At 60.6% G+C, this 16,034-nt stretch carries 15 protein-coding genes; 8 read left to right on the forward strand and 7 right to left on the reverse strand.

Annotation, left to right across the window (positions count from 1 at the left end; genetic code table 11):
• The first annotated feature begins 187 nt into the window (after window positions 1-187).
• The gene (locus tag JH25_RS25595) at window positions 188-1,084 is read left to right on the forward strand and encodes a LysR family transcriptional regulator (RefSeq protein ID WP_032875580.1); all 897 of its coding nucleotides are present in this window, start codon (window positions 188-190) and stop codon (window positions 1,082-1,084) included.
• 49 nt (window positions 1,085-1,133) lie between these two features.
• Here JH25_RS25595 and JH25_RS25590 read toward each other — a convergent pair whose 3' ends face one another.
• On the reverse strand, window positions 1,134-1,592 hold the full coding sequence (locus JH25_RS25590) for an Hsp20 family protein (RefSeq protein ID WP_032875583.1): 459 nt from the start codon (window positions 1,590-1,592) through the stop codon (window positions 1,134-1,136).
• 228 nt (window positions 1,593-1,820) lie between these two features.
• On the opposite strand from JH25_RS25590, the gene JH25_RS25585 reads away from it, so the two are divergent.
• Window positions 1,821-2,249 carry a glycine zipper domain-containing protein gene (locus JH25_RS25585; protein ID WP_032875586.1) on the forward strand — a complete coding sequence of 143 codons (429 nt, stop codon included), beginning with the start codon at window positions 1,821-1,823 and terminating at the stop codon, window positions 2,247-2,249.
• Window positions 2,250-2,314: 65 nt separating this feature from the next.
• Here JH25_RS25585 and treS read toward each other — a convergent pair whose 3' ends face one another.
• Together treS and JH25_RS25575 are read right to left on the reverse strand one after the other, a co-directional pair.
• Window positions 2,315-4,378 (reverse strand): maltose alpha-D-glucosyltransferase, encoded by a 2,064-nt coding sequence (gene treS / locus JH25_RS25580; RefSeq protein ID WP_032875589.1) that lies wholly within the window; start codon window positions 4,376-4,378, stop codon window positions 2,315-2,317.
• A 149-nt stretch (window positions 4,379-4,527) separates the two neighbouring features.
• The gene (locus tag JH25_RS25575; RefSeq protein ID WP_032880964.1) at window positions 4,528-5,352 is read right to left on the reverse strand and encodes an AraC family transcriptional regulator; all 825 of its coding nucleotides are present in this window, start codon (window positions 5,350-5,352) and stop codon (window positions 4,528-4,530) included.
• Window positions 5,353-5,538: 186 nt separating this feature from the next.
• Here JH25_RS25575 and JH25_RS25570 point away from each other — a divergent pair, with 186 nt between their 5' ends.
• The 5 genes from JH25_RS25570 to JH25_RS25550 are packed head-to-tail and all read left to right on the forward strand — an operon-like array spanning window position 5,539 to window position 11,967.
• Entirely contained in the window at window positions 5,539-7,164 is a 1,626-nt protein-coding gene (locus JH25_RS25570; RefSeq protein ID WP_032875592.1) for an APC family permease, read from the forward strand.
• A gap of 11 nt (window positions 7,165-7,175) precedes the next feature.
• A complete protein-coding gene (locus JH25_RS25565; RefSeq protein ID WP_032875595.1) occupies window positions 7,176-8,102 on the forward strand; it encodes a 4-hydroxyproline epimerase in 927 nt (308 codons plus the stop codon).
• 35 nt (window positions 8,103-8,137) lie between these two features.
• On the forward strand, window positions 8,138-9,085 hold the full coding sequence (locus tag JH25_RS25560) for a dihydrodipicolinate synthase family protein (RefSeq protein ID WP_032875598.1): 948 nt from the start codon (window positions 8,138-8,140) through the stop codon (window positions 9,083-9,085).
• A 60-nt stretch (window positions 9,086-9,145) separates the two neighbouring features.
• Window positions 9,146-10,717, forward strand: coding sequence for an aldehyde dehydrogenase (NADP(+)) (locus tag JH25_RS25555; protein ID WP_032875600.1), 1,572 nt, complete (start codon window positions 9,146-9,148; stop codon window positions 10,715-10,717).
• A gap of 2 nt (window positions 10,718-10,719) precedes the next feature.
• A complete protein-coding gene (locus JH25_RS25550) occupies window positions 10,720-11,967 on the forward strand; it encodes an NAD(P)/FAD-dependent oxidoreductase (RefSeq protein WP_032875603.1) in 1,248 nt (415 codons plus the stop codon).
• Here JH25_RS25550 and JH25_RS25545 read toward each other — a convergent pair.
• Both JH25_RS25545 and JH25_RS25540 read right to left on the reverse strand, forming a co-directional pair.
• Window positions 11,938-12,885: an ADP-ribosylglycohydrolase family protein gene (locus tag JH25_RS25545; RefSeq protein ID WP_032875606.1), complete on the reverse strand. Its 948-nt coding sequence runs from the start codon at window positions 12,883-12,885 to the stop codon at window positions 11,938-11,940. The two genes, JH25_RS25550 and JH25_RS25545, sit on opposite strands and share 30 nt — an antisense overlap.
• A gap of 37 nt (window positions 12,886-12,922) precedes the next feature.
• Window positions 12,923-13,906 carry a GlxA family transcriptional regulator gene (locus tag JH25_RS25540; protein WP_050549421.1) on the reverse strand — a complete coding sequence of 328 codons (984 nt, stop codon included), beginning with the start codon at window positions 13,904-13,906 and terminating at the stop codon, window positions 12,923-12,925.
• Window positions 13,907-14,458: 552 nt separating this feature from the next.
• Here JH25_RS25540 and JH25_RS25535 point away from each other — a divergent pair.
• On the forward strand, window positions 14,459-14,704 hold the full coding sequence (locus JH25_RS25535) for a hypothetical protein (RefSeq protein ID WP_032875609.1): 246 nt from the start codon (window positions 14,459-14,461) through the stop codon (window positions 14,702-14,704).
• A 62-nt stretch (window positions 14,705-14,766) separates the two neighbouring features.
• On the opposite strand, the gene JH25_RS28515 is transcribed toward JH25_RS25535, so the two are convergent.
• Both JH25_RS28515 and JH25_RS25530 read right to left on the reverse strand, forming a co-directional pair.
• Window positions 14,767-14,934, reverse strand: coding sequence for a hypothetical protein (locus JH25_RS28515; RefSeq protein ID WP_164699483.1), 168 nt, complete (start codon window positions 14,932-14,934; stop codon window positions 14,767-14,769).
• A gap of 193 nt (window positions 14,935-15,127) precedes the next feature.
• Window positions 15,128-15,853 carry an META and DUF4377 domain-containing protein gene (locus JH25_RS25530; protein WP_236648010.1) on the reverse strand — a complete coding sequence of 242 codons (726 nt, stop codon included), beginning with the start codon at window positions 15,851-15,853 and terminating at the stop codon, window positions 15,128-15,130.
• Between the last annotated feature and the right edge of the window lie 181 nt (window positions 15,854-16,034).

Genomic DNA, 16,034 nt, shown 5'->3' on the forward strand with positions numbered 1-16,034 from the left:
TTCTATCCCGGCTTTTACTGCCGGCCCTGGACTGCTATCGAGTGCATCAATCACTCTGTCAATACAGGTGATTGGACGTGCCTGCCGTTACAATGAGATCGTCTGCTCATTCATTCGCCGGGTTGCGCGGGGTTCCAGCACCTTGCGCCATGAACGGCTTTTCACTTATTCCCAGGCAGGTGCATTAATGGACATAAAGCAACTCAAATTCCTGATCGCGCTGGAGCAGACCCGGCACTTCGGCCAGGCTGCTGCACGCTGCCATATCACCCAGCCGACCCTGTCGATGCGCCTGCGCAACCTGGAAGATGAGCTTGGCCTGGAGCTGGTCACCCGCGGCCAGCGCTTTGAAGGCTTCACCGAAGCCGGCGAGCGCGTACTGGCCTGGGCCCGGACCCTGCTCGCCGCCCACGACGGCCTGTTCGCCGAAGCCGCCGCTTGCCGTGGCCAACTGGTCGGTAACCTGCGCCTGGGCCTGGTGCCCCTGAGCGGTTTCAACCCGATCAGTTTCATTCAGGACTTGTCCCACACCTTCCCGGAACTCAAGTTCAGCCTCACATCCATGAGTTCGGACAGGATCATCGAAGCGCTGGGCACCAACCAGCTGGACCTGGGTGTGTGCTACCTGGACCACGTCAATCCCAACTACCTGGATTTTTTCGAAATGGGCGAGACCCGTGTCGGGCTGCTCTACGACACCCGCCACTTCCATTTCGAAGGCACCCAAATGAGCTGGGAAGACGCCGCCGAACTGCCACTGGGGATGATCAGTAACGGTATGCACTACCGCAAATCCATCGACCTGAGTTTCCGCAGCCGTGGCCTGGATCCGCAGCCCATCCTCGAAAGCGATTCCACCTATCAACTGTTTCAGGCGATCCACGAAGGCTTCTGCTGCGCGATCATGCCGTTGGACAGCGGCCTGGAAAGCCCGATCGAGAACCTGGCGTTCATTAACCTGCCGGACGCCAGCGTCCTCGCGCCCCTGGGCATGGTGATGCGCAAGACCGAACCACGCTCGGCCATTGCCGAGAAGTGTTTTGCCGAAGCCAGGAAGTTGTTTGCGATCAAGGGCGAGGGTTAACGCGCACAAAAAAGGCGCTCCGTAGAGCGCCTTTTTACCGCCGTTTGCTTTACTGCACACTTACCTGACGCAGTTCAGGCCTGCTTTCGCCACCAATCGTGATGCGTTTGGGCTTGGCCTCTTCAGGCACCTCGCGCTGCAGGTCGATGCTCAGCAAACCATTGGTCAGGGCTGCGCCGCGCACTTCGATGTGGTCCGCCAGGCGGAACGACAACCGGAAGGCACGTTGAGCAATGCCTTGGTGCAGGTAAGCGACCTTATCGTCGGTTTCGCGTTTACCGCCGGAAACCGTCAAGACGCCCCTTTCGACCTGGATATCCAGATCCTCCTCGGTCAGGCCGGCAACCGCGATGACAATCCGATAGGCGTCATCACCGTGCTTTTCCACGTTGTGAGGTGGATAGGAATTCGGAGCCTCGCTACGCAGCGCCGACTCGAACAGGTCGTTGAAGCGGTCAAAGCCCACCGATTGACGGAACAGTGGGGCCAACGAAAGGGTAGTAGCCATTTTAAAATCTCCTGAGTTTCTCCAAGTGATTTAGTACGCGACCCGCATTCGGCATCGCGTGATCAAAAATTTATGGACGCGAAAAAGAAATTCAAGAGGGCTGCAAGAAATTTTTTCTTGCGCCAATGACTATCGCAAAAACCGCAGTGATACCGCATGTGCTCTAATCTGAATGCCAGGCGTGCTTTAACCCGTGAGCGCCTGAGACAGCCCTTGAGGTACAAAAAAATGAAAATGACATTCCCTGCCCTGGCATTGGGCATCCTGATTTCCCAAGGGGCCCTGGCCGCCGGAGATGGCACTGCCGCGCTGGGCGGCGGTGTCGGCGGCGCGTTGGGCAATGTGGTAGGCCAACAGCTCGGCGGTTCGACCGGCGCGGCTATCGGTGCAGGCGTGGGCGGCGCCGCCGGTGGCGCAGTTGGCGCGCAAAAGGGCAATAAAACCGAAGCGGCGATTGGCGGCGGTTTGGGTTCGGCCGGCGGGTCGCTGATTGGCAATCGCCTGGGCGGCACCACCGGTTCGACCATCGGCGCAGGCGTCGGTGGTGCAGCCGGTGGCGCGCTGGGTAATAACCTGGCCGATGACGAGAGCGATCATCGCTCAGGCGGCGCCAAGCACAAAGGCAACAAGCATAAGCACAAGAATAAGCATCATTGATCGGCTTGCCATAATGCCAGGTGTAGGAGCGAGCAAGCTCGCTCCTACGTCGGGCCAATATCCATTTACATCGGCGTGCTGCTCACTACCCGCAATGCCAGCCCTTCATAGGCATCCAGCGTAATCGTGAACGTGCCCTCCTCTGTCAGGTCCCCTTCTACACGCTCATTGATGATATCCACCACCGGCCCCGGTGCGATGTTAGGCAGGTGCAGGGATTCGGTGATCGGCGTGGCACCAAAGTTCAGCGCAGTGATCTGCGTCCCCTTGCCCGCCGGCAGTTCGTGAACCATGACCAGCAACCCCGGATGCTCGACATCCGGTATCAGGATCTGACGGCTCGCGGCGATGTCGTAGGCGCGGCGTACGCTGAGGATTTTCTGCAATTGCGAAGCGAATGAGTCCGGGTCCTGCAACTGGTGGTTCAGGCTGCCGTACAGGCTTTTGGAGCGCGGCATCTGCCCGGCCGACAGCTCGGCCTCGGGGTTCAGGTCGACCAGATCGTAAGCGCCGCGATGTATCCAGCGGGTATCACCATCGGCCATCAGGTGCGCCACGTCTTCGGCCGCCAACGGCAGCGCGCCCGCCAGGTCCCAGCCGGATAACGCGAACACCCCAGGCTGCATGGCGTTGTACATCACCAGCAGCAAATGGATCTGGCGAATCTGCTGGATATCCGCAGCGGTAATCGCCTCAAGGTCACGAATGCCCAGGGCAGCAGTGATGATGCTGACCGTGGTGCAGGACACGCCATTGGTGACGAACTTGAGGTTGTACGGCGCATGTTCACCGGTCAGTCGTTCGTACATCTGCTCGCGGATATGCTCGCGCAGGATGTTGCCGGGAAAGGTCTGGCCCTGGAACAGGAAGGTGTCATGGGCGTGCAGCGTCCAGAAGTGCACCAACTCCAGAGTCAGTTCGTCGTGGTTCTGCAGCGCGTGGATCAACGAACCCGGGTCGATGCCCAACGTGTGCATCTGGCGCAGCATCAGGCGCAGGAATTCAGTGTCGCCCATCAGCAACGCGTGCTGGTAGGCTGGCCGGGTGATGAAGTCGTATGACAGGTCGGCGCCGCCGTGGGACATGGAGGCAATGTCATCCACAGTCAGGTTGAGTTCCTGGAAGCTGAAACCACCGGCCTTGCGAATTGCGCCGCCGAGCAACTGGTTGCCGGTGATCGACAGCGGATGGCTTTCCGACCAGGCGGTACCGTCCAGCTTGCGCTCCACGCCGAGAAAACCGTTGGCGTCCAGGCGCAGGATCTTCGCGCCCATCACATCAATGGCGTGCAACGCATCACCGATGATCATCTGCTGCGCGGCGAACGAGGGGTCCAGCCAATTGAGCGACGGCTGGCCTTCCTTGAAGTAATGCAGGTACACCCATCGCCGTGGTTTGCCATCCACGCCGACCACCTCTGGCGTGGCGCTCCAGTCGGTTTCCTTTACCCCGGGTTCGAAGAAGATCACCCGCTGCAACTGGCCAACGATGTAGTGTTTGTCGCGCAGTGCGTCCACCTGCACCGGGCTGAGGTTCTGTGCATCACGGCCCTCGACCACGTCCGGCAGCAACGGCCAATCTTCCTCACGGATTTCCACCATGTGGTACAGCCCGGGGTAGTCCTCGTAGGCCATCTCCGCCAAGCGAAAATCCGCGCCCTTGCCGGTGTGGGATGGGATTACATCGTCGATGATCACCGCATTGTGCGCGGCGGCCATGCGCGTCAACGCCTGCAACTGCGCCTCGGTGCCCAGTTGCGGGTCGATGTCGAAACTGATGCGGTCGAAATTGCCGTCGATGGTCGGGGTATGTTCGGTGCCAGCCAAGCCACCAGACTTTTTCAATGGGCCGTTGTGAATGCCTTGAATGCCAATTTTCGACAAGGCATGCCACAGGGTTTCATCCCCCAGCGCTTCGAGCACCGTGCCGCCTTCGCGGGTGACAATCGACGCCGGGTAGGCGGTGAACCACACTGACGACAAGGCTGACGCATCACGCGGCCGGGTATGCGCGTAGGGCTGCTGCCACAAGCGCCCTTGCCCGGAGTAGAGCTTGGCCCGCTGCCGCGCCGCGTGCAGCATGGATTGTTGCACCAGCCAGTTCACATGATCGTTGTTCGCCGCGGTCATAAGCTCGGTACCTGTGGTCATTAAAGGTTACTCGTAAGCATATGAGGGGCGTGCGCGCCATTCGTTGCATTGAAATAGAGCCAGGGCCGGCAGCAATCTAAAATGTGGATAGCGGTGTGTCAGTCAGCATATGTTTATCTGACCCACAGCTATCGGGAGCAAGTCGAATCGTCGCACCGCCCCTCCCACACTGGATTTTCGTCTGTCTTGTCTCTTGGCGTTGTCTGCCGATACTGCCTGGGGGTGAACCCGGTCGATGCCTTGAACTGGCGGGTAAACGCACTGTGGTCGGTGTACCCGCATTGCAATGCCACCTCGGTAATCGGCAGCTCGCTATGCAACAACAGCCGGGCATGTTCCAGGCGTACCTTCTGGATCATCTGCCGGGGCGTCAGGTGGAAAACGCGTTTGCAGTAGCGCTCCAGCTGCGCCACGGAAATCCCGGCGATACGGGTCAACTCACCCAAGGTGACGCGGCGGTTGAAGTGGGTGCGGATGTGTTCATCCACCGCCGCCAGGCGTTGATAAGCCGGATGGGTTTCGCTGGCCGATTGCAGGTCTACCGAAATCCCGGCCAAGCCAATGATTGCACCGAGCCGGTTGTACAGCGGCCATTTGTGCGTGAGGCACCAGCCGGGTTCGCGGGTGCCGTAGAGGTGTAATTCAAGCTGGTCTTCCAACACCTGCCCCCGTTCGAGCACACGCCGATCCTGCTCGGTATAGCCCGGCCCCAGTTGCGCAGGGAACACCTCGGCGCTGGTCTTGCCCAGCAGCGGTTGCAACTGCCTCAGGCCGCAGCGCTGCACCAGGGTGCGGTTGGCGAGCACGTAGCGGGCGTCGATGTCCTTGATAAAAATCGCGGCGTTGGGCAGCACGTCGAACATCGGTAATAACTGCTCTACCCCGTTCAATAGCTGCTCGATGCTGTCGGGGCGGCTGCCGTGGAGAAGGCTCGCAAACGCGCTGTGCAACATGACTTTCACCGCCCTTTTATTGATCGACGGCCAGCAGATTGCGCCATGTGCCGGGCGCTGTCGAGTGCGGGAAATTGTGCTGAATTCGTCATTCATCCCCACGTAAAACATCAATCGCCGCCGGGCTGGCGAGTTCACGATAGCGCCACTGCATGCCTATCCAATAACTCACAAGAAGGCGCCGCTATGTCAGGCCAAGGCAAGTTCAAGAAACAGCTGTCACTGATGGACCTCACCTTTATCGGGCTGGGAGCCATCTTCGGTTCGGGTTGGTTATTCGCCGCCAGTCATGTGTCGGCCATCGCCGGCCCGGCGGGGATTTTTTCCTGGTTGCTGGGTGGATTCGCCGTGCTGTTGCTGGGCATTGTCTATTGCGAACTCGGCGCCGCCCTGCCCCGCGCCGGTGGCGTAGTGCGTTACCCGGTGTACTCCCATGGCCCGTTGCTGGGCTACCTGATGGGCTTTATCACGCTGATCGCGTTTTCCAGCCTGGTGGCGATTGAAGTGGTTGCCTCGCGCCAATACGCCGCAGCGTGGTTTCCGGAGTTGACCAAGGCTGGTTCCAGCGACCCGACCACCCTGGGCTGGCTGGTGCAGTTCGCGCTGCTATGCCTGTTCTTTATCCTCAACTACCGCAGCGTCAAGACGTTCGCCATCGCCAATAACCTGGTGAGCGTGTTCAAGTTCATCGTGCCGTTGCTGGTGATCGGTGTGCTGTTCACCTTCTTCAAACCGGCGAACTTCCAGATGCATGGTTTTGCACCGTTCGGCCTCTCGGGCATTGAGATGGCGGTGTCGGCTGGCGGCGTAATCTTCGCTTACCTGGGGCTGACGCCGATCATTTCGGTGGCCAGCGAAGTCAAGAACCCGCAGCGCACCATTCCCATCGCGCTGATTCTCTCGGTGCTGTTGTCGACTGCCATCTATGTGCTGCTGCAAACCGCGTTCCTCGGCGGTGTGCCCACCGAAATGCTCGCCAATGGCTGGGCCGGCATCAGCAAGGAGCTGGCCCTGCCGTATCGCGATATCGCTCTGGCGCTGGGTGTAGGTTGGCTGGCTTATCTGGTGGTGGCCGATGCGGTGATCTCCCCCAGCGGATGCGGGAATATCTACATGAATGCCACCCCGCGCGTGGTGTATGGCTGGGCGCAGACCGGCACCTTTTTCAAGATCTTCACGCGCATCGATGAAAAGTCCGGCATCCCGCGTCCGGCGCTGTGGCTGACCTTTGGCCTGTCGGTGTTCTGGACCCTGCCGTTCCCGTCGTGGGAAGCGCTGATCAACGTGGTGTCCGCCGCGTTGATCCTGAGCTACGCCGTGGCCCCGGTGACCGTCGCCGCTCTGCGCCGCAATGCACCGGACATGGCGCGGCCGTTCCGGGTCAAGGGCATGGCGGTATTGGGCCCGCTGTCATTCATCATCGCCGCGCTGATCGTGTACTGGTCAGGCTGGAACACGGTGTCATGGCTGTTGGGCCTGCAAATCCTGATGTTTGTGGTGTACCTGCTGTGTGCACGCTGGGTACCGACCGCGCACCTCAATCTCAAGCAGCAAGTACGCTCCTCGGCCTGGTTGATCGGCTTCTACGCCGTGACCATTTTGCTCTCCAAGCTCGGCAGCTTTGGCGGTATCGGCGTGATCAGCCACCCGTTTGACACACTGGTCGTGGCGGCCTGTGCCCTGGGCATCTACTACTGGGGCGCCGCCACCGGTGTGCCGGCCCACCTGGTGCGCCTGGAGACCGAAGACGATGAAAGCGAAGCGGTCCCTGACAGCCACTACGACACTCCCCTCTCGGCGGCCACTCACTGATGGAAACTTCCATGAAGCGACTGCATGTAATCGATTCCCACACCGGTGGCGAACCCACGCGCCTGATCATGAACGGCTTCCCGGCCCTGGCGGGCACCACCGTCGCCGAGCAGCTTGAAGATCTGCGCACTCATCACGATCAATGGCGTCGCGCCTGCCTGCTGGAGCCACGGGGCAACGATGTGCTGGTCGGTGCACTGTACTGCGCGCCGGTCACGCCGGGCGCCACCTGTGGAGTGATTTTCTTCAACAATGCCGGCTACCTCGGCATGTGCGGCCACGGCACTATCGGCCTGGTCGCCTCCCTGCATTACCTCGGCCTTATCGCGCCAGGTGTCCACACCATCGACACCCCGGTAGGCCCGGTGGCAGCCACGCTGCACGAAGACGGTGGCGTAACCCTGCGCAACGTGCCCGCCTACCGCTACCGCCAGCAGGTACCGGTGCAGGTGCCCGGGTATGGCGTGGTGCTGGGCGACATCGCCTGGGGCGGCAACTGGTTTTTCCTGGTGTCGGACCACGGCCAGGCCCTGCAGATGAGCAACGTTGACGTCTTGACCGACTACACCTGGGCGATGCTCAAGGCCCTTGAGGCCCAAGGTATTCACGGCGCAGACGGCGCGTTGATCGACCATGTCGAACTGTTCGCCGACGACGCCCAGGCCGACAGCCGCAACTTCGTGATGTGCCCCGGCAAAGCCTATGACCGCTCCCCCTGCGGCACCGGCACCAGCGCCAAGCTCGCGTGCCTGGCCGCCGATGGAAAACTCGCGGCGGGGCAGACCTGGGTACAAGCCAGCATCACCGGCAGCCAGTTCCAGGGCCGCTATGAATGGGACGGCGAACGCGTGCGTCCCTTCATCACCGGCCGCGCGTACATGACTGCCGACAGCACCTTGCTGATCGACGAGCAGGACCCTTTTGCCTGGGGCATCTGAGCCTTTTATTTATTAACCTGAATGGAGTTAGCACCATGAGCGACAACATCTTCACCGGCTGCATGCCCGCCCTGATGACCCCCTGCACTGCCGAGCGCCAACCGGACTTTGACGCACTGGTCGCCAAAGGCCGCGAGCTGATTGATATCGGCATGAGCGCGGTGGTGTATTGCGGCTCCATGGGCGATTGGCCGCTGCTCACCGAGGCTCAGCGTCAGGAAGGCGTGGCGCGTCTGGTCGCGGCCGGCGTGCCGACCATCGTCGGCACCGGCGCGGTGAACAGCCGTGAGGCGGTGGCCCACGCGGCCCATGCCGCCAAGGTCGGCGCCCATGGCTTGATGGTGATTCCCCGCGTGCTGTCCCGTGGGGCTTCGGTCACCGCGCAAAAGGCCCACTTCGCGGCGATCCTCAACGCTGCGCCCAACCTGCCGGCGGTGATCTACAACAGTCCCTACTACGGCTTCGCCACCCGCGCCGATCTGTTCTTCGAACTGCGCCGCGAGCACCCGAACCTGATCGGCTTCAAGGAGTTCGGCGGCGCTGCCGACCTGCGCTACGCCGCAGAAAACATCACCTCCCAGGACGATGACGTGACCCTGATGGTCGGTGTCGACACCCAGGTGGTGCACGGTTTCGTCAACTGCAACGCCACCGGCGCGATCACCGGCATCGGCAACGCGCTGCCACGGGAAGTCCTGCAACTGGTGGCCCTGAGCAAAAAAGCCGCCAAGGGCGATGCCAAGGCCCGTCGCCAGGCGCGCGAACTGGAAGCCGCGCTGGCGGTGCTGTCGTCGTTCGACGAAGGCTGCGACCTGGTGCTGTATTACAAGCACCTGATGGTGCTCAACGGTGACCAGGAGTACGCCCTGCACTTCAACGAAACCGATGTGCTCAGCGCTGCCCAGCGCCGCTATGCCGAGCAGCAGTACGCGCTGTTCCGCCAGTGGTATGCCAACTGGTCGGCGGAACAGAACGTCGCTTGATTTTCTGTAGGAGCGAGCTTGCTCGCTCCTACAACACCCCTCTGTTTTTCAGGATGCCCCATGACTCTGACAGGCAAGATGCTGATTGGTCAGCAATCCCTTTGCGGCCATCGCGATGCGATCCGCGCTATCAACCCCGCCACCGACACGCCACTGGAACCCGCCTATGCCGGCGGCGACAGCGAGCAGGTCGAGCAGGCCTGCGCACTGGCATGGGCCGCGTTCGATACTTACCGCGAAACCACCTTGGCAGACCGCGCCGGGTTTCTTGAAACCATTGCCGATAACATCGAAGCCCTGGGCGATGAATTGATCGAACGCGCCAGCGCCGAAACCGGCCTGCCCCGCGCACGCATTCAAGGTGAACGCGGTCGTACCTGCGGGCAACTGCGCGCCTTTGCCCGCACTGTACGCCTGGGTGAATGGCTCGACGTACGGGTCGATACCGCGCAACCCCAGCGCCAACCGCTGCCCCGCGCCGACCTGCGCCAGCGACATATCGCCCTGGGCCCGGTCGCAGTGTTTGGGGCAAGCAACTTTCCCCTGGCCTTCTCCGTGGCGGGCGGCGATACCGCATCGGCACTGGCAGCCGGTTGCCCGGTGGTGGTCAAGGCCCACAGCGCCCACCCCGGCACCAGCGAACTGGTGGGCCGCGCCGTTGCCCAGGCGGTCAAACAGTGTGGTTTGCCCGAAGGGGTATTTTCACTGCTCTATGGCGCGGGTAACGAGGTGGGTATCGCACTGGTGACCGACCCGCGCATCAAGGCCGTGGGTTTTACCGGGTCACGCGGTGGCGGTATCGCCCTGTGCCAGGCCGCGCAGGCACGCCCTGAGCCGATCCCGGTGTATGCGGAAATGAGTTCGATCAACCCTGTGTACCTGTTTCCTGCCGCGCTTGAAGCACGGGCCGAGCCATTGGCCGAAGGTTTCGTCGCGTCACTGACCCAAGGTGCCGGCCAGTTCTGCACCAACCCTGGCTTGGTAATCGCCGTGAAAGGCAGCGCCCTGGACCGATTTATCAAGGTCGCCAGTGATCTGCTTCCACGTTGCCCGGCGCAGACCATGCTCACCCCGGGCATCTTCAGCGCCTACGAAACCGGCGTGAGTGCATTGGCCCGGCACGCCCAAGTCGCCGCCAAGGGCCTGGCGGGAGCTGGGCCGAACCAAGGCCAGGCCCATCTGTTCGTAACTCAGGCCCAGGCATTCCTGAGCAACGAACACCTGCAGGCCGAGGTCTTCGGCGCCGCCTCGCTGGTGGTGGAATGCGGCGATGCCGAGCAAGTGCGACGGGTATCCGAACACCTGGAAGGTCAACTCACCGCGACCTTGCATATGGATGACCTGGATCTGCCACAAGCCCGGGCCCTGCTGCCCGTGCTGGAGCGCAAGGCCGGGCGCCTGTTGGTCAACGGCTGGCCGACCGGCGTGGAAGTCTGCGATGCGATGGTGCATGGCGGGCCGTTCCCGGCGACCTCGGATGCGCGCAGCACCTCGGTGGGCACGGCGGCGATCCAAAGGTTCCTGCGGCCGGTGTGCTATCAGGATTTCCCGGATGCCTTACTGCCCGCTGCGCTCGGGCACGACAACCCGCTAGGGCTGCGGCGCCTGCTTGACGGCCAGAGAGAGGCGTAGCCATGGCCCAGCCCAATCAAGCAGACATTGTGGTGGTGGGCGCCGGCATCATCGGCGTCGCCTGTGCCTTGCAGCTGGCGCGCCAGGGCCGCCAAGTGCTGGTGGTCGACGCGCAGGCGCCGGGCATGGGCGCCTCCTACGGCAATGCCGGTCACCTGGCGACAGAGCAGGTATTTCCCATTGCTGACCTGTCGATCCTCAAGCGCTTGCCGGCCATGCTGCTGGACCCCATGGGCCCACTGCGCCTGGACTGGACCTACCTGCCCCGCGCCCTGCCCTGGTTTATTCGCCTATTGTTGAATCTGCGACCGGCAAGCTACCAGCGCACCGTGGCCGGCCTGCGTGCATTGAACGAAGGCAGCCTGGGCGCGTGGCAGCGCTTGCTGCACTCCATTGGGCAAGCGCATTTGTTGCGTGAAGACGGTTCACTGCTGGTGTTTGAGCGCGCCGAATCCCGCGCTGCCATCGATGCGTTGCAGCAGCGCATGACTCAGCAAGGCGTAGCTGTGAACTTCTGGAGCGGCGATGCGGTGCGCAAGGCCGCGCCACAACTGAGCGACGCGATACAAGGCGGATTGTTCTTCCCCACTACCGGGCACTTTGTCGACCCGTACACCGTGGTGGGCGAACTGGTGAACGCGGCCAAGGCCGAGGGTGTGCAATTTCTGAAGCAGCGCGTGTTGGATGGACGCCTGGAGGGCAACGGCGTTTCATTGATGACCGACCAAGGTGTACTGACAGCGCGCCAAGTACTCATCGCCTGCGGTGCGCACTCGGCCAAACTCACCGCCGCACTGACCGGCAAACAGGTGCCGCTGGACACCGAGCGCGGTTATCACCTGATGCTGCCCCACGAGCATCAGCGCCTGCCCTTTGCCGTCACCTCGCTGGAGCGCAAGTTCATCATGACCCCCCTGTCCGGCGGTTTGCGCCTGGCCGGCACAGTCGAATTCGCCGGCCTCGACCGCCCGGCCAATATGCAACGGGCCTGGCAACTGCATCGCTTGAGCAAAGGACTGTTTCGTCACGACCTCAGCGACCGTGGCGCCACGCCGTGGATGGGGTTTCGGCCGTCCCTGCCCGACTCGCTGCCGATCATCGACCGGGTGTGCGACGGCAAAGTACTGCTTGCGTTCGGGCACCAGCATTTGGGGCTGACACAGGCGGCGGTGACCGCCGAAAGGGTTGGGCAACTCGCGACGGGAGAGCGGGTGGCTGAGTTACGGCCCTATCGATTGGAGCGGTTCTAAGCCTTGTCGCTGCATGAGCGAGGCACTGTATAAGGCATCAGCGGTGTCTTGGATTTCATCGTGCATCCATAGCTTGTCCAGCCAACCGATAGGGATAGCGTGCACACCATAATATGCACCTGCCAATTGACCTACGATTGCGGCGGTGGTGTCAGCGTCATCCCCCAGATTTTCGGCAGCAAGCACAGCCTCAGCGAAACTGGCAGTGTGATCGAAGCACCAGAATGCGGCCTCCAGGGAAGCCACCGCGTAACCTGAGCCGACGATTTCGGTGTGCGTTTTATCGCGGTATTCGCCGCGTGCGATAGCCGTGACCTTTGGAGCTGACAAAGAGGTGTTTGAGAAGCTCAGCACTTCACCTTTCGAAACACCGCTCAGTGCGTTACCGATGGCTTCTGCCAGCAGTTGGCAACACTCGATGGCTTCCTGGGCAGCATGGGTTGTGCGTGAGCTTTGCGCAGTGAAACGGCGGATGTTCTCCAAGTCTGGGAAATAGAACAACACCACAGGCGCAAGGCGCATCATTGATCCATTACCGGCGGAATAGGGATTCGTTGAGCCCGAAAAACCGTCGCCAGTTTGCTGAAACATCGCCAACGCATCGCGAATCGTCATCCCGATATCGAAACACTCACCGGTAGAGCTCAGATACCCGCACTTCCACCAATTCAGATAACGTCCCATCTGGTCGTTCGCATCGAAGCCGCCCTTGTGCAACAAGCTTTCGGCCAGACACAGCGCCATGGACGTGTCGTCCGTCCATTGGCCAGGCTTGAGATTGAACGGCCCGCCTCCAAGCATATCTGTGACGGGAGAAAAGCTGCCGCGGGGCATGAATTCAACCGTGGTTCCTACTGCGTCGCCGCACGCCAGCCCAAGCAAGCTGCCGCGATAACGATCCATAAGCGTTATGACCATTTACATTCCTTCAGAAGGCGCTTCAACTCCTGCCACGTTACCTGACCAACCGCTTCTCCTTGGAGGGGCGATATCCGAAATACGCGCTGTAGCACTTGCTGAAATGGCTCGGCGAGACAAACCCGCACGCTACCAGCACATCCACCTGGGACAGCTCGGTATGCTGCAACAGGCGCCGCGCTTCGGTCACACGCAGTTCCATGTAGTAGCGTTGTGGCGTAGTTCCCAGTTGCTCCTTGAACAGGCGCTCCAGTTGGCGGCGGGAGCGACCGGCATAGACGGCGAGTTGATCGAGTTCCAGGGGTTCTTCGAGGTTGGCGTCCATCAACTTCACCACTTCACGCAGCGGTGCGCTGACACAGACGTTTTCGGTGGGTTTGATACGGCGATAGCGCGACTCTTCGAACGCCAGGATATCTTCGATACCTTCGACCAATGCTTTGCCATGCAGGCTCTTGATCCAGTCCAGCGCCATGTGGAAAGCACCGGAGGGGCTGGACGCAGTGAGGCGATCACGGTCGATCACGTAGGGCTCGCTGGTGACCTGTGCGCCTTTGGATACTTCCGCCAGCGCCGGACGGTGCTCGGGGTGAATGGCGCAGCGATAGCCCTGTAACAGGCCGGCGCGACCGAGAAACCACGAGCCGTTCCACAGACCCGCCAGGCTGACACCCGCCTCGGCCGCGCTGCGCAACAGCTGGATAAAGGGTTCGCTGGCCTTGAGTTCGGTGCGAAAGCCCCCGCAGATGACCAGCAGGTCCAAGTCCGGCAAGACCGCAGGTTCCAGGCTCGCATCGGGGCGGATGACCAGGCCCAGGTCGCTGATGACTTCGCCTTCGCCCCAACCGAAGGTGCGCGAAGCAAATAGCTCGGGGCGCAACAGATTGGCGGTCACCAGCGTGTCCAGGGTCTGGGTGAAAGCGGGCAGAGAGAAGTGTTCAAGTAGCAGGAAACCGACGCGGGTCACCAACGCTGCTTGCCGGGAGGGATCGTTGAGGTAGCGCAGGTTCTTGCCTTGCATGCCACCGCTGAACTGGCGTCTTTCCATCGAGGGTGGACCCACTCTTATTGTTGATGCAGTGGGCGCTATCTTAGGGGCAAATGCGGTGGCTGTCTCAGGGGCGGCGCTGATCTTTATAAAAACTGTTGGCTTGAAAAGCCCCGGCGCAGGCGCTAACGGGCAATCTGATACGGTTTTTTCTTTTCTATCTGCGCCTGTATTGAAAGCCGCTCCAGGCGGACAATAGCCCCATCCCGACATTCCTGTCGTCCCCCCTTCCCTTCGGAGGCCTTATGACCAAGATGGCAATTTTCCTGTTCGGCTTTTTGGTGCTGACCATTGGTATCGGGATGCTGGCGACTATTTCGCCGGTCTAGACGTATTTCAATTCAGGAGCGCGTTTCACAAAGCTTTCACAGACGTGCGCCTATTGTGCCTACAGCTCCTGAAAACATCCCCTTTAGCCCGCCCCCCATCGCGGGCTTTTCTTTGTCTGTAATTTTCCCTTGTGCACCGATATGACTACCCTGTCGTACACGCTTAAGCTTTTTACCCCACACAGAGTGCACGCTTTTGATAGACGACCTCGACGGCCCCAGGACAGCGCAACAGGAACTGTTCTACGACCTTGAAGACGCCAGCGCGGTTATCGGCTGGTCGGTGGTGCAACTGACGGCATTGGCAGCTGGCGGCGCATCCAATAACGTAGCGACGTTAACGAAAGTCTGCGCGCTACTCACAGCTCAGCAGCAAAGGCTTGAAGCCTACGCAAGTGAAGTCAAGGCCCAGAGAATCAATAGATCCGAGGCCAGTGGCTGACGCCGAGCCTCGGATCATCGGACTGAAACCGGCGCGAATGGCTGGCCCGGATTTATGCTCAATCAGCGGTTTTGAGCGGAATGCTGCTGATTACCACCTTGTTGTTTTTTTACACGCTTGCGTGACCTGAGCTCGTATTGATGGTGAATAAACCAGGCAATCAACAGCACGCCCGTCACGGCGAAAACCAGGGTCAACAGCTCTATTGCGGTGCCTTCGTGTGAAAACATTTTTTCGTCCCTCATCCTGAAGTCGTTTGACCGAAAAAAGTCAAACCGAAATTGTTTGTAATAATTCAAACATTTTCAGGGTAGTTGGCAAACACACACGTGACAACCCCAACCGAGCTGGAACCGTTGATCTAGACATGTCACTCGTCGAAAACCGGCCATTTTCTCGAACGTCACCGGCTTTGGGTCTCGGTTACTGACTAGTCCCGGAAGCGTCCTGCTCGACCACCATATCCAGTACGTAGACCTTTGAAGGTGCGTCTGCGGGCGGATTTTTCCATTCGTATTGCTTGACCCGCAGTACAGTGCGCACGCCGTCATGATGCTCGAAGCCTTCGATAGACTGATACAGCGGATGCCACGCATCCTGGGTCGCAAGTTGCAGGCCGGCGTCGTCATAGCGTCGCTCGCGCACTTGAAGGCACTGATAGTCAGGAATCATCGGGTGACTGCACTTGACGGTCTTGGCGGCCACCTCCAGGAATTTGACCTCACCCTTGCTCCCGTAACGCGTCTGCGGCGTAGCCTCGCCCTGCAGCTTGAGCACCGAGCCGTTGGCGGTAGTCAGTTGCAGCGTCGGCGCCGCGTTGTCGCCGGTGATGACAGCACGCAGGTCGCCCTTGAACAGTCGAGCGACCTCTGCGTCAAGGTCCATCAGGCTCTTGTCGCAAGCCATAAGCGTTGAAGCCAGTGACTGCACTTTCAACACCCCATCCTGATACTGATAGCCGCCGAACTGGCCGTTGCAGCCACCGCTGATGTTCAGATTCTTGTCACCGAAGGAAACGCGCAGCTTGCGTTCGATGCCTTTATTCAGAGCGAAGAGAGGTTTACCCGCGGCATCATTGGCCGAAACCAGGTTCCAGTAATAGGCGGGTAAAGCCGGCTGGGCTACAGCAGCCGAGGTAGTCGTGAGCATGGAGGGCGAGTCCTCATGGCTTTTGGAGGTGGAGGCACAGCCCTGGATCAGTGCAGCGCAAACGGCTGCAAGAAGAATGTTCTGTTTCATGGTTGTCTCGGTCAGCTTTGATAAGTACGGACATAGTCCTGCGCTTGCCAACATACGCACTGAATAAGTGCACGGGAAGCGTTGCCAAATC

The sequence above is a fragment of the Pseudomonas sp. BRG-100 genome (assembly GCF_000737955.1).
Taxonomy (GTDB): domain Bacteria; phylum Pseudomonadota; class Gammaproteobacteria; order Pseudomonadales; family Pseudomonadaceae; genus Aquipseudomonas; species Aquipseudomonas synxantha_A.